This is a genomic window from Planococcus circulans (assembly GCF_020023385.1).
GTDB lineage: Bacteria > Bacillota > Bacilli > Bacillales_A > Planococcaceae > Planococcus.
In genome coordinates this window covers 53,604-78,498 of record NZ_JAIQCL010000009.1, presented here as the reverse complement: position 1 = coordinate 78,498, position 24,895 = coordinate 53,604, and the positions used below count along the sequence as shown (strand labels likewise).

At 45.9% G+C, this 24,895-nt stretch carries 24 protein-coding genes; 9 read left to right on the top strand and 15 right to left on the bottom strand.

Annotated features, from left to right (window positions below; genetic code table 11):
* Positions 1-93 precede the first annotated feature (93 nt).
* A complete protein-coding gene (locus K8U60_RS14660) occupies positions 94-336 on the bottom strand; it encodes an IDEAL domain-containing protein (RefSeq protein ID WP_223641706.1) in 243 nt (80 codons plus the stop codon).
* A gap of 177 nt (positions 337-513) precedes the next feature.
* Between K8U60_RS14660 and K8U60_RS14655 the strand changes: the two genes are divergently transcribed.
* A complete protein-coding gene (locus K8U60_RS14655; protein ID WP_223641698.1) occupies positions 514-1,068 on the top strand; it encodes a competence protein ComK in 555 nt (184 codons plus the stop codon).
* Positions 1,069-1,330: 262 nt separating this feature from the next.
* Here K8U60_RS14655 and K8U60_RS14650 read toward each other — a convergent pair whose 3' ends face one another.
* Positions 1,331-2,947: an ABC1 kinase family protein gene (locus K8U60_RS14650; RefSeq protein WP_223641695.1), complete on the bottom strand. Its 1,617-nt coding sequence runs from the start codon at positions 2,945-2,947 to the stop codon at positions 1,331-1,333.
* Between the two features lie 101 nt (positions 2,948-3,048).
* On the opposite strand from K8U60_RS14650, the gene K8U60_RS14645 reads away from it, so the two are divergent.
* A complete protein-coding gene (locus tag K8U60_RS14645) occupies positions 3,049-3,825 on the top strand; it encodes an enoyl-CoA hydratase-related protein (RefSeq protein ID WP_223641693.1) in 777 nt (258 codons plus the stop codon).
* A 37-nt stretch (positions 3,826-3,862) separates the two neighbouring features.
* Here the strand turns inward: K8U60_RS14645 and K8U60_RS14640 are convergent, their stop codons facing one another.
* The 7 genes from K8U60_RS14640 to K8U60_RS14610 form a co-directional block, all read right to left on the bottom strand.
* The gene (locus K8U60_RS14640) at positions 3,863-5,839 is read right to left on the bottom strand and encodes a S9 family peptidase (RefSeq protein WP_223641684.1); all 1,977 of its coding nucleotides are present in this window, start codon (positions 5,837-5,839) and stop codon (positions 3,863-3,865) included.
* A 205-nt stretch (positions 5,840-6,044) separates the two neighbouring features.
* Positions 6,045-7,598 carry a fatty acid--CoA ligase family protein gene (locus K8U60_RS14635; RefSeq protein ID WP_223641682.1) on the bottom strand — a complete coding sequence of 518 codons (1,554 nt, stop codon included), beginning with the start codon at positions 7,596-7,598 and terminating at the stop codon, positions 6,045-6,047.
* Between the two features lie 97 nt (positions 7,599-7,695).
* Positions 7,696-9,633, bottom strand: a complete 1,938-nt coding sequence (locus K8U60_RS14630; protein ID WP_223641680.1) for an ABC transporter permease — start codon at positions 9,631-9,633, stop codon at positions 7,696-7,698.
* Complete coding sequence (locus K8U60_RS14625) at positions 9,605-10,378, bottom strand: ABC transporter ATP-binding protein (RefSeq protein WP_223641678.1); 774 nt, start codon at positions 10,376-10,378, stop codon at positions 9,605-9,607. The genes K8U60_RS14630 and K8U60_RS14625 overlap by 29 nt, the downstream gene beginning before the upstream one ends.
* The gene (locus tag K8U60_RS14620) at positions 10,281-11,384 is read right to left on the bottom strand and encodes a sensor histidine kinase (protein ID WP_223641676.1); all 1,104 of its coding nucleotides are present in this window, start codon (positions 11,382-11,384) and stop codon (positions 10,281-10,283) included. Before K8U60_RS14620 ends, K8U60_RS14625 begins: the two co-directional genes overlap by 98 nt.
* A complete protein-coding gene (locus K8U60_RS14615) occupies positions 11,384-12,088 on the bottom strand; it encodes a response regulator transcription factor (RefSeq protein WP_223641674.1) in 705 nt (234 codons plus the stop codon). Before K8U60_RS14615 ends, K8U60_RS14620 begins: the two co-directional genes overlap by 1 nt.
* A gap of 72 nt (positions 12,089-12,160) precedes the next feature.
* Complete coding sequence (locus K8U60_RS14610; protein WP_223641672.1) at positions 12,161-13,153, bottom strand: lipoate--protein ligase; 993 nt, start codon at positions 13,151-13,153, stop codon at positions 12,161-12,163.
* 143 nt (positions 13,154-13,296) lie between these two features.
* On the opposite strand from K8U60_RS14610, the gene yhfH reads away from it, so the two are divergent.
* Positions 13,297-13,422 carry a protein YhfH gene (gene yhfH, locus K8U60_RS14605; protein WP_215102079.1) on the top strand — a complete coding sequence of 42 codons (126 nt, stop codon included), beginning with the start codon at positions 13,297-13,299 and terminating at the stop codon, positions 13,420-13,422.
* Positions 13,423-14,129: 707 nt separating this feature from the next.
* Here the strand turns inward: yhfH and K8U60_RS14600 are convergent.
* From K8U60_RS14600 to hemE, 4 genes are read right to left on the bottom strand one after another with little or no spacing between them, the layout of a single operon-like run.
* Positions 14,130-14,594, bottom strand: a complete 465-nt coding sequence (locus tag K8U60_RS14600; protein ID WP_223641670.1) for a FixH family protein — start codon at positions 14,592-14,594, stop codon at positions 14,130-14,132.
* On the bottom strand, positions 14,591-16,027 hold the full coding sequence (hemY, locus tag K8U60_RS14595; RefSeq protein ID WP_223641668.1) for a protoporphyrinogen oxidase: 1,437 nt from the start codon (positions 16,025-16,027) through the stop codon (positions 14,591-14,593). The genes K8U60_RS14600 and hemY overlap by 4 nt, the downstream gene beginning before the upstream one ends.
* A gap of 24 nt (positions 16,028-16,051) precedes the next feature.
* Positions 16,052-16,984 carry a ferrochelatase gene (gene hemH / locus K8U60_RS14590; protein WP_223641659.1) on the bottom strand — a complete coding sequence of 311 codons (933 nt, stop codon included), beginning with the start codon at positions 16,982-16,984 and terminating at the stop codon, positions 16,052-16,054.
* Between the two features lie 24 nt (positions 16,985-17,008).
* Entirely contained in the window at positions 17,009-18,055 is a 1,047-nt protein-coding gene (gene hemE / locus K8U60_RS14585) for a uroporphyrinogen decarboxylase (protein ID WP_223641657.1), read from the bottom strand.
* A 213-nt stretch (positions 18,056-18,268) separates the two neighbouring features.
* Here hemE and K8U60_RS14580 point away from each other — a divergent pair, with 213 nt between their 5' ends.
* The 3 genes from K8U60_RS14580 (at position 18,269) to K8U60_RS14570 (ending at position 21,182) form a co-directional block, all read left to right on the top strand.
* Positions 18,269-18,781, top strand: a complete 513-nt coding sequence (locus tag K8U60_RS14580; protein ID WP_223641655.1) for an antibiotic biosynthesis monooxygenase family protein — start codon at positions 18,269-18,271, stop codon at positions 18,779-18,781.
* Between the two features lie 48 nt (positions 18,782-18,829).
* Positions 18,830-19,825 (top strand): sodium:calcium antiporter, encoded by a 996-nt coding sequence (locus tag K8U60_RS14575; RefSeq protein ID WP_223642005.1) that lies wholly within the window; start codon positions 18,830-18,832, stop codon positions 19,823-19,825.
* A gap of 187 nt (positions 19,826-20,012) precedes the next feature.
* On the top strand, positions 20,013-21,182 hold the full coding sequence (locus tag K8U60_RS14570) for an amidohydrolase (protein WP_223641653.1): 1,170 nt from the start codon (positions 20,013-20,015) through the stop codon (positions 21,180-21,182).
* A 44-nt stretch (positions 21,183-21,226) separates the two neighbouring features.
* Here K8U60_RS14570 and K8U60_RS14565 read toward each other — a convergent pair whose 3' ends face one another.
* Positions 21,227-22,429: an ABC transporter permease gene (locus tag K8U60_RS14565; RefSeq protein ID WP_223641651.1), complete on the bottom strand. Its 1,203-nt coding sequence runs from the start codon at positions 22,427-22,429 to the stop codon at positions 21,227-21,229.
* Complete coding sequence (locus tag K8U60_RS14560) at positions 22,413-23,162, bottom strand: ABC transporter ATP-binding protein (RefSeq protein ID WP_223641649.1); 750 nt, start codon at positions 23,160-23,162, stop codon at positions 22,413-22,415. The genes K8U60_RS14565 and K8U60_RS14560 overlap by 17 nt, the downstream gene beginning before the upstream one ends.
* 105 nt (positions 23,163-23,267) lie before the next feature.
* Here K8U60_RS14560 and K8U60_RS14555 point away from each other — a divergent pair, with 105 nt between their 5' ends.
* The 3 genes from K8U60_RS14555 to K8U60_RS14545 all read left to right on the top strand — a co-directional run bounded on the left by K8U60_RS14555 (position 23,268) and on the right by K8U60_RS14545 (position 24,880).
* Complete coding sequence (locus tag K8U60_RS14555; protein WP_223641647.1) at positions 23,268-23,699, top strand: HIT family protein; 432 nt, start codon at positions 23,268-23,270, stop codon at positions 23,697-23,699.
* 104 nt (positions 23,700-23,803) lie between these two features.
* Positions 23,804-24,334: a tryptophan transporter gene (locus K8U60_RS14550; RefSeq protein WP_223641645.1), complete on the top strand. Its 531-nt coding sequence runs from the start codon at positions 23,804-23,806 to the stop codon at positions 24,332-24,334.
* 126 nt (positions 24,335-24,460) lie between these two features.
* Positions 24,461-24,880, top strand: a complete 420-nt coding sequence (locus tag K8U60_RS14545) for a YtxH domain-containing protein (protein WP_223641643.1) — start codon at positions 24,461-24,463, stop codon at positions 24,878-24,880.
* The last annotated feature ends 15 nt before the right edge of the window (positions 24,881-24,895 follow it).

The following is a 24,895-nucleotide window of genomic DNA, read 5'->3' as shown; positions in this document are numbered from 1 at the left end:
CCAACCCAGGAGTTTTTCTATTATTACAGACAGAAAAAAGGGGAGTCAGATTTAACCTGACTCCCCTTTCCCCGGCTATTTCAAGACAGCCATTTATTCAGTTTCTTCGTGCTTTAAAGTTTGTAGTTGAGCAGCATATATGGTGAATGCTTTTTGGTCATGATTATCCAGGGCTTCGTCGATAAGGGTCATAAGCTGTGCTTCCTGCTGAGAACGGTGTACATGCTTTAAGAACAGATCTAAATAAATATCGTTCAGCAGTTTTTCCGCTTCCGTGATTTTTTTTGTTTGAGCCATCGCTTTCATGAAATCAGCATAAGAATAATAGTTTTCCATTCTTCCTCACCCCGAATGCTTTTCATTAGTATACATTAGCGGTATAGAATAAATCAAGATTTATTTGAAAATTCCGATGAAATAGAAAAAATTTTATTTTCAATCTAATGAGCATTGCGAAATTTCCATTTTTTATTATAATAAGGTATGTAAAGTAAATTAAGGGGGTTATTTTTCATGAGCAAAAAGAATCATAGACCGTTCTCGTATACCATCTGTGCAAATACGTATGCTCTTTTACCCTATACGGATGGCCACCGCACATGGATGCGAGTGATTGAAGACCGAAGCGAGTTAGTGGTTGAAGAGGCGGTTTATAAAACAGTGACCACTTCCTGCCGTTTCTATCGCGCTTCACTTGAAAGTGCTACACTCTATGCCCAAAAAGCAGTCGGCGTAAAACATAAACCCCCTATCATTATCGGCGAGTATTACGGCAACCCACTGATTTTCTTCCCGACCCACTCTCCAAAGAACAAGGAATGTGTCTGGTTCAATTATGACGCCGTCGATCTGATCGAAAGTGACAGCAGCGGCAAAGGCAGTATCATTTATTTAAGCAACAGCGAAACGGTTTATTTGGACGTATCACCCATTGCCTTGCGTAACCAGCACTCTTTTGCCGGTTCACTCCGCCGCTATTTCAAGAAGGCGCAACGAGTCCACAATCATCCAATGGCCTATGTAACGAAACGGACCTTTCCACCGCGGAAACAGCAGCCACGTGATTAAGTGTTTTTTCACACCACGAAAATCTTCCTAAAATATTTTCACCCCCATTGCCGCACAGCCTCTTCCTATGGCGATTCTGCATATGGACCGTCGTCTCCTTCAATTCTGTCCGCTCCTATTTCTCTAGGTTGTACATAAATCAGATTCCCGTACATCGAACAGCACAAAAAAGAGTCTCCAGCCACAGTCAGGTTAAATGACTTCAGGCGGAAACTCTTTTTTCATTGGCCAAATTCTACACCATAAAGGAGCTTGTCCATTCCTATTTAATCGATCGATACACCCATAAAGAGCCCACAAAAAATACCGATGACACCCATAGGTAAGGTTCATTCCAAAACCAGACCGATACAGAAATACCGGTGAATGACAGGATGGTGAAAATTCCTGCAAACATACGTGATTGCAAGTCGCGCCGGTATTCGCGTTCACGCCCGTCGCGATTTTCGTAATAGCGGCGGAGACGTTCCGGCTCTTCCAGGTAATTAATGACTTTCTGCGGCAGCACACGCAGCGGTCCGGTAGCGTTCAATACCCAGCGCAGGACATCTTCTTTACCGAAGATTCCTTTGCCTTCTTTCTGCGAGGAAGCCCATTCCAATATTCGTGGACGAGCCAGAGCCAATAGATCCACATTCGGATCCAGCACATGCAGGACGCCGACAAAAATGGAAGCAGCCCGGCCGAAAAAGGCGAATTCCGCCGGTAATTGAACCGGCTGGGTCCGGACGATTTCCTGCATGTCGTTAAGCAGTCGCTCCACCACAAAGCTGTCCATCTGCGACAGCTCGTTGGACTCATAGGCCGCTACGAGCCGGGAAATGGCGTCGCCGAGAACTGCGCGATCTGCTTGTGGCAACAAGAACCGCAACTCTTCCAACGAGTCCAGGACCTGATCGTAGTTTTTGAAGATGACCCCTTCGGCCGCACGCAAGACTGCTTGAGAATCCTTTTGGGTGATATTGCCGATCATTCCAAAATCGATCAGCACGATGCCGCCATCCGGTTCCAGCAGGATGTTGCCTCCGTGTGGATCTGCGTGGAATTGTCCACCGTACAAAACCTGTTCCAAGAATAAAATAAAGAGGCGTTCTGAAATCTCATGGCGATCCAATTCATTTTTTTCAATGAATGCCAGGTCTGTAATGCGTGCACCTTCAATCCACTCCATCACCAATACACGGCGTGTTGTAAATTCATCAAAATAAAGCGGGATGCGGACGCCTTCCATCGCATCAAAACGATCCGCAAAAGCACGGCCATTTTGGAGTTCTTTCAGAAAATTCAACTCAGCGCCGATCGTCTCAGTCATTTCCACATATAGAAGTTTGAAGTCGATTTGTTTGGCAAACGGAGTGAATTTTTCAGCCATCCAGATGACGATGCGGATAGCCTTGAAATCTGCGCGCAAAATCCGGTCCGTGCCGGGACGTTGGACTTTAACAGCGACCTCCATCCCATTTTTCAATACCGCTTTATATACTTCACCGATTGAAGCCGAAGCAACAGCTGAATCCGATAGGTGATCCAGATAATTCGTGTGGGGCGTATTCCATTCCTGTTCAAGCACAGAGACGATGCTCTTCTTTGGAACAGATGGTACGCGGTCGGTCAAGCCTTCCAATTCCGCAAGAAACGACGGCGGCATGATGTCCGCCCGCGTTGACAGGAACTGGCCAAGCTTGATCATCAGTCCACCCAGCTTTAAAGCCAGGTTCTTATATTCTTTTGCTTGCTTTGTGATCATATCATTCCATCTTTTTTCAACCAGTGGATTCCAATTGCCGCGATTTCGCCGTTGGAAGAACGTCACTTGTAAAAAGATTTTGACTGCCAGCCAGACAATCCGGAAGATGCGGATAAATGTAATTTGATTCATAAGTGCAGTCCCTCCCATGGATTTCATTATAGAGACTGATGGCGAAATAGTCCAAAAAGTGGTATGTTTTTAACGGATGGAACGATACAAGGGGGATGAAAATGGACACAATTCATTACGAACAACGAAATAATTTAGCATTTATTACATTGAATCGACCAGAAGCATTGAACGCCTTCAATTATGATATGCTCCTCGAACTTGGCCAGGTCGTGGAAGCAATCCGCATTAATCCGGATATCCGCGTCGTGGTGTTTACAGGCGCTGGTGAAAAGGCCTTCAGTGTGGGAGCTGACTTGAAGGAACGCAAAAACATGACCGACGATCTGGTCAAACGCAATATCTTCAAAATCGGTGAGGTTTTTTCTACGATCGAGAGTTTACCGCAGCCGACGATCGCCATGATGAACGGCTTTGCGTTTGGCGGCGGCATGGAGTTGGCGCTGGCATGCGATTTCCGGATTGTGGATGAAGATACGCTTCTTGGTTTGACGGAAACCAGTCTAGGGATCATTCCAGGGGCTGGCGGCACTCAGCGTTTACCGCGTTTAATCGGTGAAACCAAAGCACTGGAATTGATCTTGACTGCCCGTCGCCTAAATTCGGCTGAAGCGTTGGAATATGGACTGGTGACACGTGTGGCAACACGAGACCAGCTAGCGGATGTGACCGGTGCCTTTGCCGATTCAATCCTTGCCAACGGTCCGGTCGCGCTTCAACAGGCAAAATTCGCCATCAAAAATGGCATGAACACCGATTTGCAGACTGGCCTTCAAATCGAGCGCAAAGCTTATGAAATCACCATTCCGACAGAAGACCGAGCTGAAGCGCTTGTCGCTTTCGGCGAGAAACGCAAACCGGTATTCAAAGGAAAATAAAACGGAGCAGCTTTTATCAGCTGCTCCGTTTTTTTGTTTACAGGTATTTTTCCATCCAACCGGTAATCTGCTCCAGACGTGCAAAGCGGAGGTTCGGTTTGCCGGTCCGTGATAAATTGTGGTCGGCCTCAGGGAAACGGACAAATTCCGTTTCTTTTTTCATGCTTTTCAGTGTCACATACAATTGTTCCGATTGCTCGATCGGGCAACGGTAATCATTTTCAGAATGAAGAATCAGCAAAGGCGTCTCGACATTTTTTGCGTACTTTAGTGGCGAGTGCTGCCATAACTTATCCACATCCGTCATATCCGCACCGATTTGCCAATCACTGAAATAATAACCGATATCCGACACGCCGAAGAACGAAATCCAGTTGGAGATGGAGCGTTGGGTCACGGCTGCTTTAAAGAGATTGGAATGGCCGACGATCCAGTTGGTCATGAAGCCGCCATAACTGCCGCCTGTGACGCCTAAACGGTCCTCATCAATCCAGCCATTCGATTCCACGATTTGGTTCACTGCGTTCATGATGTCCTCATAATCACCGCCGCCGTAGTCGCTGCGCACCGCGTCTACAAATTCCTGGCTGTAGCCATGGCTGCCGCGCGGATTGACATACAGGACCCCGAAGCCGCGTGCTGCCAGCAATTGCATTTCATGGACAAAGGTATTGGCATACATCGCGTGGGGGCCGCCGTGAATATTAATGACCAATGGATATTTCTGACCTTCCTGATAGCCGTATGGCTTCATCAGCCAGCCATGGACTGCCCAGTCTTTCGCCCCTTTTGTAATGATCGGCTGTGCTTCGGCCAACTCCGTCTCTTCCAGGAATTCCTGATTAAAGTGAGTTAAAGCCTCGCGTTCACCCGTAGCAATCGTTAAACGGTATAATTCACCGGGATTGATAGGATTACTGATAGCCACTACCGCAAATTCGCCGGTCCGGGAAATATCATAACCATAAATGTGTTCCATATCAGGAGACGCTGGGAAAATCATGCCATCAAGCGACGCAAAATACAGACGCACATCCCCCATCGTCGAAACCTGGAAATACAGATGATCATCTTTCGTCCAGACCACGTCCGGTGCAGCAGCACCTTGCTGATGATCGGCCACCACATAGTCACCGACAGGTACATCGAGCGCTTCAGTCAAGCACACGCGTGTTTCGGCTTTTAAATCCGCTACATAAACTTCTGTATGCGTCGCATTCTCATATTGCCGGGTATTGCCGACAAATGCGACTTTCGAATCGTCATGCGAAAATGCCGCACCACCGAAATAGCCTTCTTCTTCTATTAAAACCGACTCTTGTTTTGTCTCCACGTCATAGATGTAAAGAGGCTGGCGGAAGACAAAATCCAGGTTTTCTTCACGCGTTACACCATAAATCAATTTCTTTCCTTCATGCGATACGGCTTCCAGGCTGTAGTGAAATTTTCCTTCTGTCAGCTGCTCCACTTTCTTCGACTCAAGCTCAACCGACCCGATATGGCGATGGAATTCTTTCGGCAGCAAGCCCATGCCGTCCATCTTGTATTTCATCTTATCCACATGGTAAGGTTCCGGCTGTTTCTTTTCTTCTTTTTCTTCCTTATCCGTGAAGGTCTTCCCTTCCTTCGTTAATGCATTAAACCAGATTTTTGTTCCGCAAGGCGACCACTCAAATCCGTTGACCCCTTTTTCGAAATCCGTCAGCGAACGGGCTTCTCCGCCTTCAGCAGACATGACAAACAATTGATTTTTCTCATCCCGATCCGATAAAAAAGCGACCGCTGTTCCATCGGCCGACCAACGCGGGGAGCTCACCCGTTCCTTGGCGAACGTCCATTGGGTCTGCTTGCCTGTTACCAGGTCGATATGATGGAGATGGGCTCTGTATGTATTTTCCTCTTCATCAATTTGTGTATGGACAAATACCGCCTTTTTTCCATCCGGTGAAATCCGGGGATCTGTTACTGACACTAACTTCGTTAAATCCTTAATTTCCATCGCTTTTTTCGCCATTCCATTTCCTCCTCGGATCCAACTATTTCGAATTTCGTAATACTGCTCCTTAACTATAATAAAAAATGTCAGTTTTTTCAATCAAATTCCACTTTATGTGCAGCTTGATAAAATTAACACAACAAGGCAAAAGCAAGAGACTCCAGGAGAAACCCCGGAGCCTCTTGCTTAGAACTAGTTTTCGCCTTCTCGTTACAATGCAAACTTATTTCTGCATCGCCTGGTCTTTTAGTGAACGGCGCAGGATTTTCCCGGTCGTGTTTTTCGGCAGTTCATCCAAGACTTCAAATTGTCTTGGCACTTTGTATTTCGCTAGATGTTCTGCACAATATGCCTTCAAATCTTCTACTGACACTGACGGGTCCTTCAAGACAACATAAGCGTTGACTTCTTCACCGAAATCCGGATCTGGCAAGCCGACAACCGCTGCTTCCAATACCGCTGGGTGAGCGAATAGGACTTCTTCGACTTCACGCGGGTAGACATTATAGCCACCGACAATGATCATGTCTTTTTTGCGGTCGACAATATAGAAATAGCCTTCTTCATCGACACGGGCCAAGTCGCCTGTGTACAGCCAGCCGTCACGAATCGCCGAAGCGGTTTCTTCCGGCATTTTGTAATAGCCTTTCATGACATTCGGTCCACGGACAATCAACTCACCAACTTCATTCGCAGCCACTTCCTCGCCAAGCTCATTGACGACTTTGTTTTCCACATTGATGATGGATGTACCGATCGAGCCGGCTTTCCGCTCACGGTCAATCGGGTTGAAGCAGGTAACAGGCGAAGCTTCCGACAAACCATAGCCCTCTGAAATGCGGACATTGAATTTTTCTTCAAAACTATGCAGCAAAGCGACTGGCATAGCGGAACCACCAGAAACGGCTAAGCGAACAGAGGCGAAGTCTGCCGGGTCGACATCCGGTAATTGATTCATAAAATTGAACATGGTCGGAACTCCCGCAAAAACACTTGCTTCGTATTTCTTGATCGCTTCGAATACCTCTTTCGGATTGAAGCGAGGCACAAGTACAATGGTCGCTCCTTGCAGCAGAGGAGCATTCACAACAACAGTCAGCGCAAACACATGGAACACCGGTAACGTCGCAATCACCCGGTCGTTTGCTCCAATCTGCAGGTATTCTCCTACATCACGCGCATTCGAATACAGATTCTGATGCGTCAGCATGGCGCCTTTCGGTTTCCCAGTTGTACCGGACGTATACAAAATAACCGCATTATCCTCTGCTTTCACTTCCGTAAATTCAGCATGCGGCGCTGACTTACTCATCATGCCCGTAAAGGAATGGACTTTCCCTTTTACATCTTCAGGAAGCAGCGCCATTTTTTCAGGTGTCGCCGGATCTGTCTCACAAATAATATACGATGCTACTACAGGCAGTGCTTTATGCGCTTTTTCCACCAGCGGCAGCAGGGCGTCAAGTGCTACTACAACTTTTGCATCGCTATTGTTGACTATGTAAGCGATTTCATCTGGGCTGTAAATAGGATTGATCGGAACTGCTGTAGCTCCCAAACGCATTGTCGCGTATAAAGAAATCAAAAAATGTGGTGTATTGCTCAAAAGAAATGCGACATGGTCCCCTTTTTCCACGCCCAACTCTTTTAAAGCACCTGCAAAAACCGCTATCGCCTGATCGAATTCTCCATAACTCGTATCTTTACCCATAAAACTATAGGCGACTCTGGCAGAATCCTGTTCTGCAATTTCATGAACGCGTGACATTAAATCCATTTCCATCCCTCTTTCGTGTTGAATGAATACTCATTCATATTTCGAGCTGTTTTCATTATAAAATAAATCTTCAGACAATACAACAGACACCGTAAAATTACGGTGCCTGAAGGTGGGCGACATAGCGCCAACGAATCAAAAAGAAATATAAAATTTGTGCAACTGTAAAGCCGCCCAGGACAATAGCCATCTCGCTGAGAATTGACAGTTCGGCGAATTCTTCCCAAACAACCTGCAGCGAAATAAAAGCAAAGGCACTGTGAAGCAACGCCAGTCCCCATGGCAAAAAGAATTGGGGAATCAATTGGCGATTGATGATTTTCCCCAGTTCCTTATCCGTCATACCCAAGCGGATCAGCAATTTGTACTGCTTACGGTCCCGTTCAAGACCTGTATACAATTTAAAATAGATGAAGCTGCCGGCTGCCAAAAGAAAGACGGCTGCCACCATGACCCCGATAAACAGCAGCAAAGCGAACGAGGATTTGAACCAGCGGTAATCATCCCCTGGATTTTCAAAGAAGAAATTGACACTGCTGAAATCAGCGTTTTCCACCGCTTCACTTACAGTCTCTGTTAACCGGTCGCCGATATTGACTGTTTCTGTCCAATTCAAAACATCAAATGCATAATAGGAAAAATCCGACTTCCCTGGTCCATACCCGAGTAGAGGTTCATCAATTGCTTCATAATCGGCATCGCTGACAACGATTGTATTGATATTCAAGGTATGCATTGGAAACACGACATGCGGATAAGTTGAACGGATCGATAAAGACACACCACTTTCGAACAATGCCGTGTCGACGCTCGTGCTTTCCAGCTCCTTTAAAGAATCCAAGGAAAACGGCACAAACATCCCTTCACCTTCTTGCAGTTCCGCCGGTTCAAAATCAAGCGCAGCCGCTAAACGGTTAAATTCGGACAGGGATAAGATATCGACATCGTTTCCGGTGGCCTCTGAGGTTTGGCGCTTGACCGTCAACTCGACCAAATCATAAGACAATTGTTCATTTTCTAATTGGCTGGTCAGGCGCTCGATATGTTCGGCTTCCTGTTCGTTTCCATCAAAGGAAATATAGACGAGTCCAAGTGGATTCGACTCACGGAAATCACCTGTGTAGGACATGAAAGACGCTAATGTTCCCACTGTCAAAAAGGCAACGGTCGACACGATGGTGACGATGAAGAACATTTGCGCACTGTCTTTCAGTTTGACCGAAGCCTCTGCCAATGAAACCAACCGCGTTTTTTCCCAGTAAACATTCTTTTTCCGTTTATACAGCCGCAACAAGGAATGCAGAGTATGGGTAAAAAACAGATACGTACCGAAAGTGGCAAGTGGCGGAACGATGAAAACCATCTGGTAAACAGTGCGGTCCGACACATTTGCAGCAAATGTATAAGCAATAACTAAAAAAACAACTCCCATGATGGATAGCGCCGTCGACGATTTCGTCTCTTCCTCCACTTTCCAGAAGCCCTGCAGCAAGTCCACCACGCGTTTGGTTCGGATAAAGCCGACACTGACAAAAGATATGATGATGAACAAACTGGCAAATGCTGCAATCGTCAGCAGGAACGGCTCCCATGAAACATACAGCGGCAAATCATCCAATTCCATGATTTCCCGGCCAATCATGAAAAAGAATTTTGAAAAAGCAAAGCCGAAAGTAATGCCCGTGACAGTTGAAACAGTCCCGAGAATCAGCATTTCAAAGAAAATCAATTTGTTCAATTGTTTTTTGGTCATCCCTAAATGCATCAATACTCCGAATTCCTTTGATCGTGCCTGCAAAAAGGCGCTCATCGAATAAAACAGGAAAAACAACGTAAAAATATAGAGCACGACTTCGGCAATCAGCATTCCCCGTATTGCCAATAGCCGCAATCCTTCCTCTTCAAATGCAGGATGGAAAATAAACATCGAGTAGACGAAAAACACCATGACTGAAACAACACTGGCTAAAAAGAAAGCCGCATAGTTTCTTCGGTTGCGGACAACGTTATGGTAGGCGAGTTGCCGAAAGGTCATTCACGGATCCCCCCAGCAACGAAAGAACATTCAAAATCCGCTGATAAAAGGTCTGGCGCCGTTCATCTCCATAGATTTCATTGAAGAATTCACCGTCTTTGATGAAGAGGACGCGATCGCAATAGCTCGCAGCAATCGGATCATGCGTCACCATAATGATCGTCGTCTCACTGTCATTGGCCGCATTCGACAGAATCTCCAATACGTCACGTGATGATTTGGAATCCAGATTGCCGGTCGGCTCATCAGCCAATATGAGAGCCGGCTGATGAATGAGCGCCCGGCCAATGGCTGTACGCTGTGCTTCCCCTCCCGAAATTTCATTGGGTTTCTTGTGAAGGATCGATGTCAGCCCCAAACGTTTGGCAATGACTAGCACTCTGCGTGCCATTTCATCAATCGGCACATAATCAAGCGTCAGCGGCAGCACCAGATTTTCTTCAACCGTCAGCATCTGCAGCAGATTGAAATCCTGGAAAACAAATCCTAACTGCCTTCTGCGAAACAGCGCCAACTCATTTTTATCCAGCAAATGCGGATTGATGCCATCTATTAAAATCTCTCCGGAAGTCAACGAGTCGATGGTTGAAATCAAGTTCAACAAAGTTGTTTTCCCGCTGCCTGAAGGTCCCATCACCGCCAAAAATTCACCTTTTTCCACTGTGAAGCTCAACTGGTTGACTGCCCGGTGCGTCACTTTTCCCTCGTATACTTTTGTCACTTCGTCGATTTTCACTATTGTCATCGTTTTCCTCCTGTGTTGCAAAATCTTGGTTGAAGAACAGTACAGAGATCGTCGTTCCTTCTCCCTGAACAGATGAAATCGACAGTTCATGGCCCAGCTTGCGGCAAACTTCATTGGCCAGATATAAGCCCATTCCTGTGGATTCCCCTGTTTTCCGTCCATTTTCTCCGGTGAAGAAGGCTTTTGTTATGCGAGGCAAATCAGAAGCTGGTATTCCAATCCCTTCATCGCGAATCGTCAATAAAGTATTGCCATTGGCACACTCAGCTGTAATGAATACTTTTTTATTGGGTTCGAATGTATATTTGACCGCATTCGTCAAAAATTGACCGATAATGAACTTCATCCATTTCTGATCGGTCGCGACGATATGCTCTTCTCCAATCGAAATTTCCGGGTAAACGCGCTTGGAAATGAACAACCGTTTGTTTTCGGTGGCCACTTCGCTGACTAATGATCGCAAAGCGACCTGCTCAATCTGCATGTCCTGCTCGAACGTATCCAAACGCGCATTCATCAAAACGGTATCCAATCCGGTTTTTAGGCGGTCCATTTCTTCACGGACACTGCTCTTATCCAGTTCCTGCTCTTCCTGCAGCAACAGGTGCATGACCGATAAGGGTGTTTTCATCTGATGTACCCATTGGTTCATGAACTGAAGATGGCGATTCTGGGTAGCGTATAACGACTGTACTTCATGCTGATACAGGCGATACAGTTCCTGGAGGTAAATCTCGTTTTGAATCTGTTCGGGAGATTTCCCTTCGCGCTGCAGTGCATGCTCCATGCTTTGCGGCTTCGCCAAAATCCGTTGGTAATACTGATAGCGTTTAACAAAACGCGCCGCCAGAAACGTCAGCACCAGCACGCTGCTGATGACAAATGAATAGATGGCCGTATCCACATTGCGGAAGCCATCCAGCCAATACAGCATCATGATGAACGCCACTAGCACGATTTGAAAGACAATGAATGCTGCATGCTCTTTCAGGAATAATCGCAGCATCAGGCTTCCTCCTCATGGAGCAGAAGGCGGTATCCGGCCCCTCGTACAGTTTCAATGGCAGATAACACGTGGTAGTCGGAAAGTTTTTTCCGAACCCGCGTCATGTTGACATTCAATGTATTTTCATCCACGAATGACTGGTCATCCCATAATTCCTCGAGCAGCTGCTCACGCGACACCACCTTCGGGTAATTGGCCAGCAAAAGTTCCAGTATCGTGCATTCTTTTTTCTGCAATGGAATGGCTTCGGATTTTACATGCAGCTCCATCCGTTCCATGAAAAGAACAATACGCCCGGCCTTAATCGATCGCTCTTCCTGCTTTGGCGCATACTCGCCATAAGCTCTGCGCAGATGACTTCTTATTTTTGCAAGGACGATTTCATAGTGGAAAGGTTTCGTAATAAAGTCATCCCCGCCATTTTCCAAGGCGAAGACCTGATCCATTTCTCCTGAACGGGCAGAAATGAATAATATCGGACAAGTGGTTTGCTGCCTAAGCTGGCGGCACCAATAATAACCATCATAAGAAGGCAAATTAATATCGAGTAAAATCAAATGGGGATCAAAAGCTTCGAATTCTTCGATGATTTGATCAAAATCTTTTGCGGTTTCCACTTCATAATGATATTTCCGCAAGGTCTCTGCCAACAACTCCGCAATTTTCAAATCATCTTCTACAATGAAGATCCGTTGAACAGCCACAATGATTCCCCCTTTCCTTTTTCTTTCCATTTTAACAAAAGAGCCTGCATAAATGCAGGCTCTGGAGAATTCTTAATAAATTAATTTTAAAAACTCTTCTGTCGTGATGCCCCCAAGAAGTTTGGGAATGTCGATTCCTGCAATCGCCTCATCCAAAGAAGCCCGTTCGTATTTCGAGCCGATGATGGCCTGTTCTATTTCAGATACGTCACCGACGCCGAAAAAGTCGCCATAGATATTGGCATCCTGGACAATGCCCTTCTCTACCTGCAGGCGGACATCGATGCCGCCTACCGGGAATCGGTGGGAATGTTTGATGTTGAACTTAGGCGACTTGCCATAATTCCAATCCCAATTGCCGTAGCGTTCGTTCGACAACTCGTGGATGTTCTTCCAATCTTCGTCCGTCAATTCATAATAACGGACATTTTCTTCACCCTCAAAAATCGAATGCAGAATCGCGTTGCGGAATTCCGCCACTGTCATCGGCTCTTTCAAAAACTCGGAAATATTTGCGACACGGCTGCGGATCGACTTGATGCCTTTCGACTCGATTTTTTCTTTGCTGACTTTCAGCGCAGATACGACCGCGTCCACTTCAGTATCAAACATCAACGTGCCGTGGCTGAACATCCGGCCTCTCGTTGAGAACTGTGCATTGCCCGACACCTTCCGGCCTTCAGCCATCAAATCATTGCGTCCAGAAAGTTCCGCATTGACGCCTAGGGTTTGCAGCGCTTTGACCACAGGCTCTGTGAACTTACGGAAATTGCGGAAACTGTTGCCGTCGTCCACTGTGATAAAGCTATAATTCAAATTTCCAAGATCATGATAAACCGCTCCGCCACCGGATAATCGGCGAACCACATGGATGCCATTGGAATCCACATAATCGGTATTGATCTCTTCTGACGTGTTTTGGTTCTTGCCGATGATGATGGAAGGTTCATTGATATAGAACAGAAGGAATGGATCTTTTTCAACATCCATTGTTTTCAGCAGATATTCTTCAATTGCCAGGTTAATTCTCGGGTCTGTAATGCCTTTATTGTCTACGAAATACATAATCTCTCTCCTTTTGGCTGCGTTCCTTTATTTAGTTTAACGGATTTTTCAAATAAATTCACGGTTAAGGGTTGACGAATCCAAACTGTTATAATACACTGTTTTAAACACCAACAGTACTATAACAAAAGGAGATGGAAGTTATGATTGAAAACGTAGTTGAATTTTTCAAGAACTTGCCCCCGAAACAGTGTGCGTCTTGTGGAGAAAAAATGGAAGAGCAACATGAATGTTATGGTACTCAATGTGATTCCTGCAACGAATTATAAGATCAAATAAAACATACTTATAAAAAACGAAGCAGCGCTAAGTGGCGCTGCTTCGTTTTTTGTGTTGAATTTTTGTGTTAAATAGATTTAGAATAATTTGAGTAGGTTGGAGAAATCGCTTCAGACGTATTCATTCAAGGAGTGATGAAAAAATGAGTTGCACTTATGCTTTTCGCCTGTGAAAAGCGGGCATGTCGGAGAAGCGCAACGGATCGCTTTTGGTTTGTGGACAGTCCGTGAATAATGGATTTTTCAACCACTAAACAAATTATTTTCACATCATATTTCCATAAATTCTTGTAGAAATACAAAAACTTCATGTAGAAAAGTAAAATATTAAGGTAGAAATCTTACGTCTCTCAGGTAGAAACGTGAACTGGTAAGGTAAAGCCTCGAAATCCACACACTTCCATCCCAAGCCGATCGAAGGCGCGTGCACTATCGCTGCCGAGCAAGTTTAGAACCCCAATCTACCTATCCACTCCAAACAAACCGACTCTCCTTTTATCTCAACACTCTCAGCTGAGGCGCGGCAACGGAGTGGGTGGAGCGATAAGACTGGCAGCGGCCTTCAGCTGCCCGGCTTATCGTGGGAACCCACTCCAGAGCGACCGAGGCGACTATAGAACTGCAGTAAAAATCGCCACTCCCAATCTTTTATTCACAATAAAAAGACACCGCCTAAGCGATGCCTTTGGTAATCTGTATCAATGGCCGGAATGGCCTTCCATCTTATCCATGCCCTGCGAATCCTCGCTGTCATCCGGAACGATGGAATCCGGGTCAGGGTTGCCGACCGTGATTTCCTGTTTCGGCATAACGTGCAAACTCCGTGCAGTGGTATGCGCCTGCATATAATACAAGCCCTCTTCTTCAAAACTGGTTTCCGCTTCATAAACTCCGTCTTCTCTATGCTCAGCCGGAATCATCTCGCTGTTATCGCGGTCTCCGGATTCCCATACCTCATAAACGACTTCATCTGCATCTTCCACAGCTTCGTCTCCCTGGGTCACAGAAACGGACAGCACCACTTCTTCAGCAACAGCTGCCTGCTGTTCAGTGTTGAATTCCACCATCACTTCTTCTATCTGCTCACCAGTACCAGCTGCATCCGTTCCGCAGCCAGCCAGCAATAAAAATGGCAATCCAAGCCACATAAATTTTTTCATCATGCATTTCCCTCCGTGCTGATAGATTCAGCAGTAAATCGTTCGATCAATTGATTGGCAGCCGCTTTCCCTTGGTCAACGCAGGCTGGCAATCCGAATCCTTCAAAGGAACCCCCTGCAATCTGCACCATCGGAAGCGCATCCTGCAATTCTTTTTTGGCGGAAGCAATCCGCTCTTCATGGCCCACTAAATATTGCGGCATCGCTTCTTTCATTCGGGAAACGACAGTCAGTTCAGGTTCTCCCTGAATATCCAGCAATTTATTCAGGTCTTCTAAAACCGCTTTAATAATTTCCTTATCCGATAATTCCACAACCGCTTCATCACCGACCTGCCCAATAAATGAGCGATACATGGTTTTCCCAGTCGGTGTTAAGCTGGGCCATTTTAAGTGTGCTGCTGAACACGCCGTAATGGTGAAATCGCTGTTTCGTGCCACTACAAATCCCATGCAATCAGATTCGGACGCTATGGCACCTTCCGGAAAAGCGATGGATACCGTTGCAATCGAAGTGGAGGGTATGCCTTTCAGGCCCTTCAATAAGCCCAAAGGTTCAAAGATCGGCAACAGTTTGGCATGCGGTAAGGCGAAAATGACACCATCCGCTACGATGGAAGCTTCATTGTTCAGCTTCAGCTTCACCTGGTTTTGCTGCTGTTGCAGGCTTTCCACTTTGACGCCTTTTAGAATGGTACAGTTTTCAAGTTCTTTTTCCAGCGTATGTACCAGTGTTTCAAGTCCACCTGTAAACGTTTGGAATAAGCCTTCTTTTACGGTATTGAAGGGGCGGGAATCCGCTACTTGATTTTTCTTTAAGCCCCGTATTAAACTGCGGTGCTGGCGCTGGGCATTAAGCAACTCAGGAAACGTCGCTTTTAAACTCAAGCGGTCAATATCCCCAGCAAAAACGCCTGAAAATAATGGTTCAATTAAGTTTTCGACCAACTCATTGCCGAATCTGCGCCTTAAAAATTTACCGAGTGGCTGATCTTCAACTACTGTCGATGCCGGCAGGACGAAGTCCCCTAAAGCGCGAGCCTTGCCAAACCAAGAGCTGATGCCGGACGTAAGGAACGAACCGAAATTCGTCGGTACGCCCATGACTGAACCCAACGGGATCGAATAGAGCTGATTCTCGACTGCCACATGGGTTTTCCCCGGGGCGCTTTGGATTAATTGGTCTTCAATCCCTAATTCTCCAGCTAATTGCTGAATGCTGTTTTTTCGTGAGACAAACGAATCCGGACCACGCTCTATTACAAAACCATCTTTATGCAAAGTCTGGATTTTCCCGCCGAGACGATGGGCTACTTCAACCAATGTGATGTCGATCTCCAAACCTTGCTCAACTGCCTGTTTTTGTAAGTAGTATGCCGCTGACAGTCCTGTAATTCCTCCGCCAACGACGACTACTTTATGCGCTTTTACGGTCACGTTTAATCCTCACTTTCACTTGGTTTATTTTTCTGCCAGCTTTCTCAATACCACATCAGCCAAACCATCGATGAACAATGGCTGGACGTTCGGCATTTCCGGACGGCGGTAGTTTGCACCGATTTCGTCGCAGACAACTTTACATTCATAATCATTGTCGAACAGAACTTCTAAGTGATCCGCTACAAATCCAACCGGTGTGTAGACGAAAGACGTGTATCCTTTTTGTTCAAACAAGTCGCGTGTCAAGTCCTGAACATCAGGGCCAATCCAAGGTTCGCCTGTTTGTCCCGCACTTTGCCAGCCGATTTCTACGTTTTCAACACCTGTAGCTTGTTGGATCATTTCAGCTGTTTCTTTTAATTGATCCGGGTAGGGATCGCCATTTGCGATGATTTTCTCAGGCAATGAATGCGCTGAAACGATCAAGCAGGATTTTGCACGTTCTTCTTCCGACATTTCAGCGAATGAAGCACTGACTTTTTCAGTCCAATATTGGATGAATTTCGGTTCTTTGTACCAGCTTTCAACTGAGGTCAATGAAATGCCTGCTTTTTCAGCTGCCTCAGCTGCGCGGCCATTATATGATTTCACAGAGAAAGTCGAGAAATGAGGCGCTAATACAATTGAAACGGCTTCTGTGATGCCATCTTTTTTCATTTCTTCCACGCCGTCTTCAACGAATGGTTCGATATGCTTCAAGCCAAGATACATTTTAAATTCAATTTCGTCCTGGATTTCGTTCAAACGCTGACATAGGCCCTCTGCTTGGTCTTGCGTGATTTTTGCAAGAGGTGAAAGGCCGCCGATCGCTTTGTAGCGGCTGCGCAGGTCTTCCAGACTTTCTTCGCTCGGCTTGCGGCCGCGGCGAATATGCGTGTAATAGCGTTCAATATCGTCTTCTGAATATGGCGTTCCATATGCCATCACTAATAATCCCATTGTCTTCTTCAACATAATCACCTCGAAATGAATTTTCTTCTATTTTAATTTACTTTTATGAGCAGCACTGTATTCGTGGACGAATGAAGTCAAGCGCTTCAATGTATCCGGATTGACCTCAGGAAATACCCCGTGGCCCAAATTGAAAATATAGCCATCACTCTGCATGCCCATATCCAAGATCTTTTTCGCGCGTTCTTCGATTACTGGCCAGTCTGCCAATAAGTATGCTGGATCAAAATTCCCTTGAAGGGTTTTTGTCAATCCCATAGCACGTGCTTCAGAAATCGGCAGGCGCCAATCCAATCCAACTACATCCACCGGAAGTTCGTGCCATTCTTTTGCCAAATGGCTTGCGCCGACACCGAAAATCGTCAACGGCACACCTTCTGTACGCAATTCAGCGAATATACGATCCATTACCGGCTTGATGAAAATGCGGTAGTCTTCTACATTTAAAGCACCTACCCATGAATCGAAAATCTGAATCGCTTTAGCACCTGCTTTGATTTGCGCATTCACATAAGGAATGATCGTGTCTGCCAATTTATCCATCAACGCAAACCACATAGCCGGTTCCGATACCATCATCGCTTTGGTTTTGTTGTAGCTTTTCGAAGGGCCGCCTTCAATCATATAGCTGGCTAATGTGAAGGGGGCGCCTGAAAAGCCGATCAACGGTACGTTCAGTTGCTCTTGCGTCAACAAGCGAATCGTATCCAGGACAAAATCGACGTCTTGTTCAGGATTGATTTCGCCTAAGCGTTCGATATCCGCCATTGTACGGATCGGATTATCAATTACGGGACCGATTCCCGATTTGATTTTTACGTCAACGCCGATTGCCGGCAACGGTGTAACGATATCTTTGTAAAGAACTGCTGCATCGTTGTTGTACTGATCTACAGGGAGTTTGGTCACGTAAGCGCATAGTTCCGGCTGATGCGTGATCTCTTCCAATGAATATTTTTCTTTGATCTTGCGGTATTCCGGCTGCGAACGTCCAGCCTGCCTCATGTACCATACAGGTACATGATCCGTTTTTTCTCCACGCGCTGCGCGAAGATAAGTATCATTAAATGTCATGAATTTTTCATCCCTTCAAACTTCTGCTCTACTGTTTGTCTACCTATATCCGTCTATACTATAGACGTTCCGCCCTTTATTGTATAGATTCACAGCGCATTTGTCATAAATTAGACGCTTCTCTTTTCACTTGTTTGTCAAACCTGTTTCATGTAGATTTCTAGAGGGAAGGATGTATAGTAAGCAGTAAGCATATTATTAGGAGGGGTATTAGTGAATTTTTATATGACAACCGGAACATATGATTATATGAAAAAAATGCGCGACAAAAATCCAGCAGAGAAAATGGTCCTCATGCAGGGTGAAAATTCGACCTTGATGATCCATGAAACAGAAGGAAAAACGATTTTCCAAACTCCCCGTCGCTATGAAGTTGTCGACGGAACTGGTGAGCTGAAGGAAAAAGGATTTTTTGTCTTCAATAATATACCGGTCTCCGATGAAGGTCGTCCTGTTTTCGAACATCGTTTTAAGAATCGGGCAGGTGCTATTGAAAATGAGCCTGGTTATATTGCATTCCGTGTTCTGAGACCGCTCGATTCGGATACGTATGTGGTCCTGACTGAATGGGAATCCCCTGCTTTTTATGAGAAATGGAAAGAGTCGCAGGCTTTTGCAGAAGCCCATTCCGCTAAGCCTGAAAGTCCGGCCGGTTCGCAGCGTCCGAATATTTTCTCGGGTGTATCCTATATCAGTACGTATCGAGCAAAACCTGAAGAAGAATAACTCAACAAGATTTTGCACATATAAAGAGGAGGAAATTACTTGGTTTTTTTGATTTTCTTTATTTTCATAGTAGCAGCTGCATTGACTGTTTTCGCGTCCATCAAGCTGTCCCAATACGCCGATGTTATCAGTTCGAAAACGGCAATGGGCGGCATGATGGTCGGTACACTATTGCTTGCAGGTGCCACTTCCCTTCCGGAAGTGTCCACCAGTTTCTCGGCAGCCGCGATCGGCAATGCCGATATCGCAGTTGGAAACATGATCGGATCAAATCTTTTCAATCTATTTATTCTTGCGGGATTTGATTTCCTTCTCAGAAGGCGCCGGATTTTAGACCGGGCTTCCCGAAATAACATTTATACCTCCCTCCTTGGGATTTTATTGACCGTCCTGGTGATCATGGCACTTTGGCTGCGCCTGGATACTCAAATTCTGGGTGTTGGTCTTGATGCACTGATTATCGCCATCACTTATATTGTCGGTATGGTGGCCATCAACAAACTGCCTTCATTGGATCCTGAAGCAGAAGCGATTGCGGAGTCGGAAGAAGAACCCGACAATCCGAGTGCTTCGCTATCTCCGAAAGCTGCGATTGTCCGCTTTATCATCGCAGCACTTGTCATTTTAGCTGCCGGTACCGCTTTATCGATTACCGGCGACCAAATCGCCATCATCACCGGCATCGGCTCCAGCTTTATCGGCAGTTTCCTGATTGCAGCAGCAACTTCCCTTCCGGAAGCCATTTCTGTTTTTGTAGCGCTTCGATTGAGCAATGTCAACATGGCAGTCGGTGCGATTCTCGGAAGCAATATCTTCAACATGATCATCCTTGCCCTGTCTGACCCTGTGTACACTGCGGGAACTATCATTTCGGGTGTTTCCGGTGCGAATATGATCATCGCTGTCGGTGTTCTGATCATGTCCTTGCTGGCTTTGCTTTCGCTTTACCGGAAAGACAGCAAGTCTACATTATCTTACGCACTGCCATCAGTGATTATTCTCATCGTGTACTTTGCAGCATCTTATATGAACTTCACTTATTAACTAAGCAAAACAAGGCGCAGCATGACTCCGGCAAACGGAGTTGGCTGCGCTTTGTTAATTCCCGGGTTCTGAGTTGAATCCACTGAAGTCTTTTCTGCTTGACGGACGGGTGTTGCAAAGTTGCGTCACTTCTCATAATAAACAGTTAGTTATGATATGATTTTAAAAAGAGAAAGGGGTTTTGACAATGATTGATAAATTATACGCTGAGTTGGATGCTGCTTATCCTGAAATGGTGGAAATCCGGCGCCACCTGCACATGAATCCCGAGCCATCGTTCCATGAAATCAAAACAGCCCGCTACATCCGCCAATATTATGAGCAATTAAGCATCGATGTCAAACACAGTGTTGGCGGAAACGGTGTGGTAGCCACGATAGAAGGCGCTAACCCTGGGAAGACCATTGCTTTGCGCGCTGATTTTGATGCTTTGCCTATACAAGATCAAAAAGAAGATGTGCCCTATAAATCAACGGTCAATGGCGTCATGCATGCATGCGGACATGATGGCCATACAGCGACTCTTCTCGTGCTCGGAAAAGTCCTGCACTCCTTGCGCCATGAACTGGCTGGAACTTATGTATTAATCCACCAGCATGCTGAAGAACTGGTACCCGGTGGTGCTAAATCGATGATTGAAGCAGGTGTCCTGGACGGGGTCGACGCCATTTTCGGAACCCACCTTTGGTCTACGACGCCATTCGGAAGAATCGATACGCGCGTCGGACCCATCATGGCCGCTGCCGACAGCTTTGAACTGAAAATCCAGGGACGCGGAGGGCACGGCGCCAGCCCCCACGAAACCATCGACGCGGTCGTCATCGGCTCCCAAATCGTTTCGAACCTTCAGCCGCTGGTATCGAGACGTGTGGACCCCCTCGAATCTGCGGTCTTGTCCGTCGGTTCGTTTGTTGCGCAGAATCCGTTCAATATCATTGCTGACCAGGCCGTACTGTCCGGAACTGTCCGTTCATTCAAAGAAGATGTCCGAAGCCTGATGGAGATGGAGATGGAACGGGTCATTGAAGGAACCAGCATGGCCAACAACAGCCGCTATGAATTTAATTTCAAACGGGGATATCCGGCGGTCGTCAACCATGAAAAAGAAACCCTCTATATTAAGAGCATTGCAGAAGTGATTCCTGGTGTAGAAGAGGTCTATGATTGCCCGCCACAGATGGGTGGAGAGGATTTCGCCTACTACCTGGAGGAAATTCCAGGTGCTTTTTTCTTCACTGGTGCCATGCCTGAAGGCGAAGTCTATCCTCACCACCATCCGAAATTCGATTTCAAAGAAGAAGCCATGCTGCTGGCAGCTAAAACACTTGGCACTGCCGCAATCAACTTCCATAAATAAATCAAAAACAAGCCCGGCCTCTAAAAAGAGAGACCGGGCTTGTTTCAATTCTTTTTATTTTTCAATACGGCAACAGTCAGTAGAGAAACGACTAAAATAACGCCAAAAGTCAGCAAGGCGGTAATCAGTTCCCCCATCACCAATAAGACAGCTGCGGCTGCAATGCTTTGCAGGATCTGCATGGCCATGATGAGTTTCCTGACAGCCTGCTGCCTGCTGAAATGTGTCAGTGGAAACAGATTGTCCATCCGGAAATGCTGGGTATGGGTCAGTCCCTGCCAAATCTGGATCACCGTTGCAAATGCCAAAGCACCGGCAAATAAGGCGACACCAATCTGAAACGGAATAAACCAAGCCCCCACCATAATGATTGCCGTCAATCGCACCCATAAGTAAAACAATTCATCCGATCGGATAAACGTTCTCCAGACTAAAAACAGATGAGCGTTTTTCGGACCTGGCTTGATAAACCGGTAAACCCAGTTCAGCCAGCTTCTGGTTTTGATTTTACCCTTCAGATGAGGAACATCCGTAAAGTAGTTGGCGAATTGATAAAAGCGAAGCATCCGGTTTTCTTCCAAGCCGATAAAATGTTCGTAAGCAAAAGGCTTTCCGACCGCTTTCCGGGCAATCCATTTGCCGTAGAAAATGATGGCAAATAAGACAACAATGGCAATGATCAACTGTTCTTCTACATAAAAGTACACAAATAATCCAATCAGCAGAAAGCGAAGCAGCCGATCCAACCAGACACCGTCTCCTGCTCCTTGTCTCCTAAAAGCAAACTCCGTCTGGATATTCCACCATTTAATCAGCAGCAGCAAAATCGGAAAACCGATCAGGAAAGATGATGGCAGGCCATAGAGAGCGTTGACCATCGGCAATGAAACAATAAAGACGATGACCGGCAAGTACAATTGCGAAAAGAACGACCACTTCAATGCCGGCTTCAGAAATTCATCCAACTTGCTTTCCAAAGGCAAAAAATACACCGAATCCGCTTCTTTCAATAATGTGGACGGCGGACTGATGGCTAACAGCACCCCAAAAATCACTGCCAGGACAAGCGCTCCCGGGAAATCCGGCGGGATATTCTGAATCCATTCACTATAGGCGAATCCTGCAGCTCCAAGTGCAAAAAGCAGCACGACCGCAATATGGCCGGTGAAAATATATTTCAGGTAATTTTGGACTTCAGCTGTGTATTTAGTGAGCCTCCGTGACCAAACATCATGCAAATTCTTCATTTAGCTCATCCTCGGTCATCGCAATGTATAAATCGTCAAGTGACGCGTCCGGCATATTGAACGCTTTCCGCAAATCATCCATGGTCCCGCTGGCCCGCACACGGCCGTTATGAAGAAGGATGATCCGGTCGCAATAACGCTCGGCAGTCGACAAGATATGTGTCGACATCAGCACGGATGCCCCCTTTTTCTTTTGCTTTTCCATTTGATCCAATAAAGATTTGATACCCAACGGATCCAGCCCCACAAAAGGTTCATCGATGATATAAAGAGCCGGATTCACCAGAAATGCACTCATGATCATCACTTTTTGGCGCATTCCTTTCGAGAAATGCGACGGAAACCATTTCAGGCGCTTTTCCATCCGAAATTCCTTCAGGAGTTCAGCAGAACGCTTTTCAAACAGCTTCGGATCTAGATTATAGGCCATCGCAGTCAATTCAAGGTGTTCCCGCAGCGTCAGCTCCTCATACAATACCGGCGTCTCCGGAATATACGAAAAAGAGGAACGGTACGAGTCCATATCTTCTTCAAAGGTTTTTCCATTCAAACGGATCTGCCCCGATTTCGGCTGCATCAATCCGATAATGTGCTTGATCGTCGTACTTTTTCCGGCACCATTCAAACCGATCAGCCCGACAAGCTCCCCTTTTCCTATTGAAAACGTCACTTCCTGCAAGACCGGCTTGCGTGTATATCCTCCAGTCAACGCATCGACTTCCAAAATTGCCATGCATAACACCTCTTTCTATTAAACTATTGTATCAAAACCAGCTGCTGAATTCTTTTCGGATATGTCCATTGTGGTAAAATGGGGGAAATGGAGAGGATGATACCAATGACAAATTGTATTTTCTGCAAAATCATTGCAGGCGAAATCCCAAGCGTGAAAGTTTATGAAGATGAACATGTTTTTGCATTTATGGATATCATGCCATTGTCTAAAGGGCATACCTTGCTTATCCCCAAAACACATCGCGAATTCGTCTATGACCTTGCGCCGGAAGAGGCAGCCAATCTGTTTTCCGTAGCACCTAAAATTGCAAAAGCCATCAACGAAACCTTCCAGCCTGAGGGCATGAACCTGTTGAACAACAATGGTGCGAAAGCCGGACAAAGCGTTTTCCATTTTCACCTGCACTTTATTCCCCGCTACGGCGAAAGCGACGGATTTGGCGCAAAGTGGATGACGAAAGAAAAGGAATTCACTTCTGAACGCATCCAGGAACTTGCGGAAAGCGTAAAAGAAAAATTAGCCGCTGACGCTTGATTTTCTGAAGTGGACAGGATAGAATCAGTATAAGTTTTTCGCCGGCGGTCATGAGGACACGACCGGGAAAAAGAAACTAGCACAGAGCTGAGGAGAGATGAGAAATGAATACGAAAAACCTAGTTTTAATGGCGTTGCTGGTCAGCGTCGGAGCCACTCTTTATGTGGTGATTCCAGGCATCAATGGCGGAATGAAGCCCGATTTCATGTTGACGATGATGTTTGTCGGCATTCTTTTATTCCCGAATGTTAAAAACGTGTTTTTATTGGCGGTAACGACGGGTGTCCTGTCTGGACTGTTTTCTACATTCCCAGGTGGATTCTTCCCGAATATCATCGATAAGTTTATCACGGCTTTTGTTTTTCTTGCTTTGGTGATGATCTTGAAGAAATTCATTTCTAAACTACCAGTGACTATTGCCCTTTGTGCAGTTGGAACTTTATTGTCCGGAACGATTTTCCTGTCTGCAGCCATTTTTGTAATCGGCGCCAATATTCCGTTCAGCCTTTTGGTTGTTACGGTGGTCTTGCCTGCAGTATTGATGAACGGAGTCGCTTTCGCCTTTATTTATCCGATTGTCATCACATTAGTCAAGCGTTCAAAATTCGAAACGGCTGTTTCACAAGCGGCCTAAATACCAGAGCTTTTCGCCATTATTTTTGGCGAAAAGCTTTTTTTATTGAATAGTCATTCATCTTTATGTTTTAATTAGGTAAAATAAAGGAAAAGAAGCTTATAGGAAGAAAGGGGCGTTTTATACATGAAAGCATCAAGGTTTTTCTTAGGACTTGCTACAGGGTTGGCAGCAGGAGCTGCAACGGCCTTATTCTCTGCACCACAATCAGGACAGGAATTCCGTACGACGATGAAGTCATCATCAACTGAATGGAAAGAATACTTAAATGAACTGAAGGAAAAAGTGAATGGCATAAAAGACTCAATCAACCATCTGACTGAGGAAGCCAAATCACAGCTGCCTGAAGCAGTCGACGGATTGAAAGCTTCTCTCGAAACATGGACAGAGAGCACTGCTCCTGCGAAAGAGCATCTCCAGCTTGAGATCATGGCAATCCAAAACGCAATCGAAGAATTGCAGAATACCATCAGTAAAGATAAAAAAGACAATGACAATGATAAGCCTAAAAAGGAAAAAGTCGATGACGATACACAAACCGCTTAAAACAGCAGCCTTCGG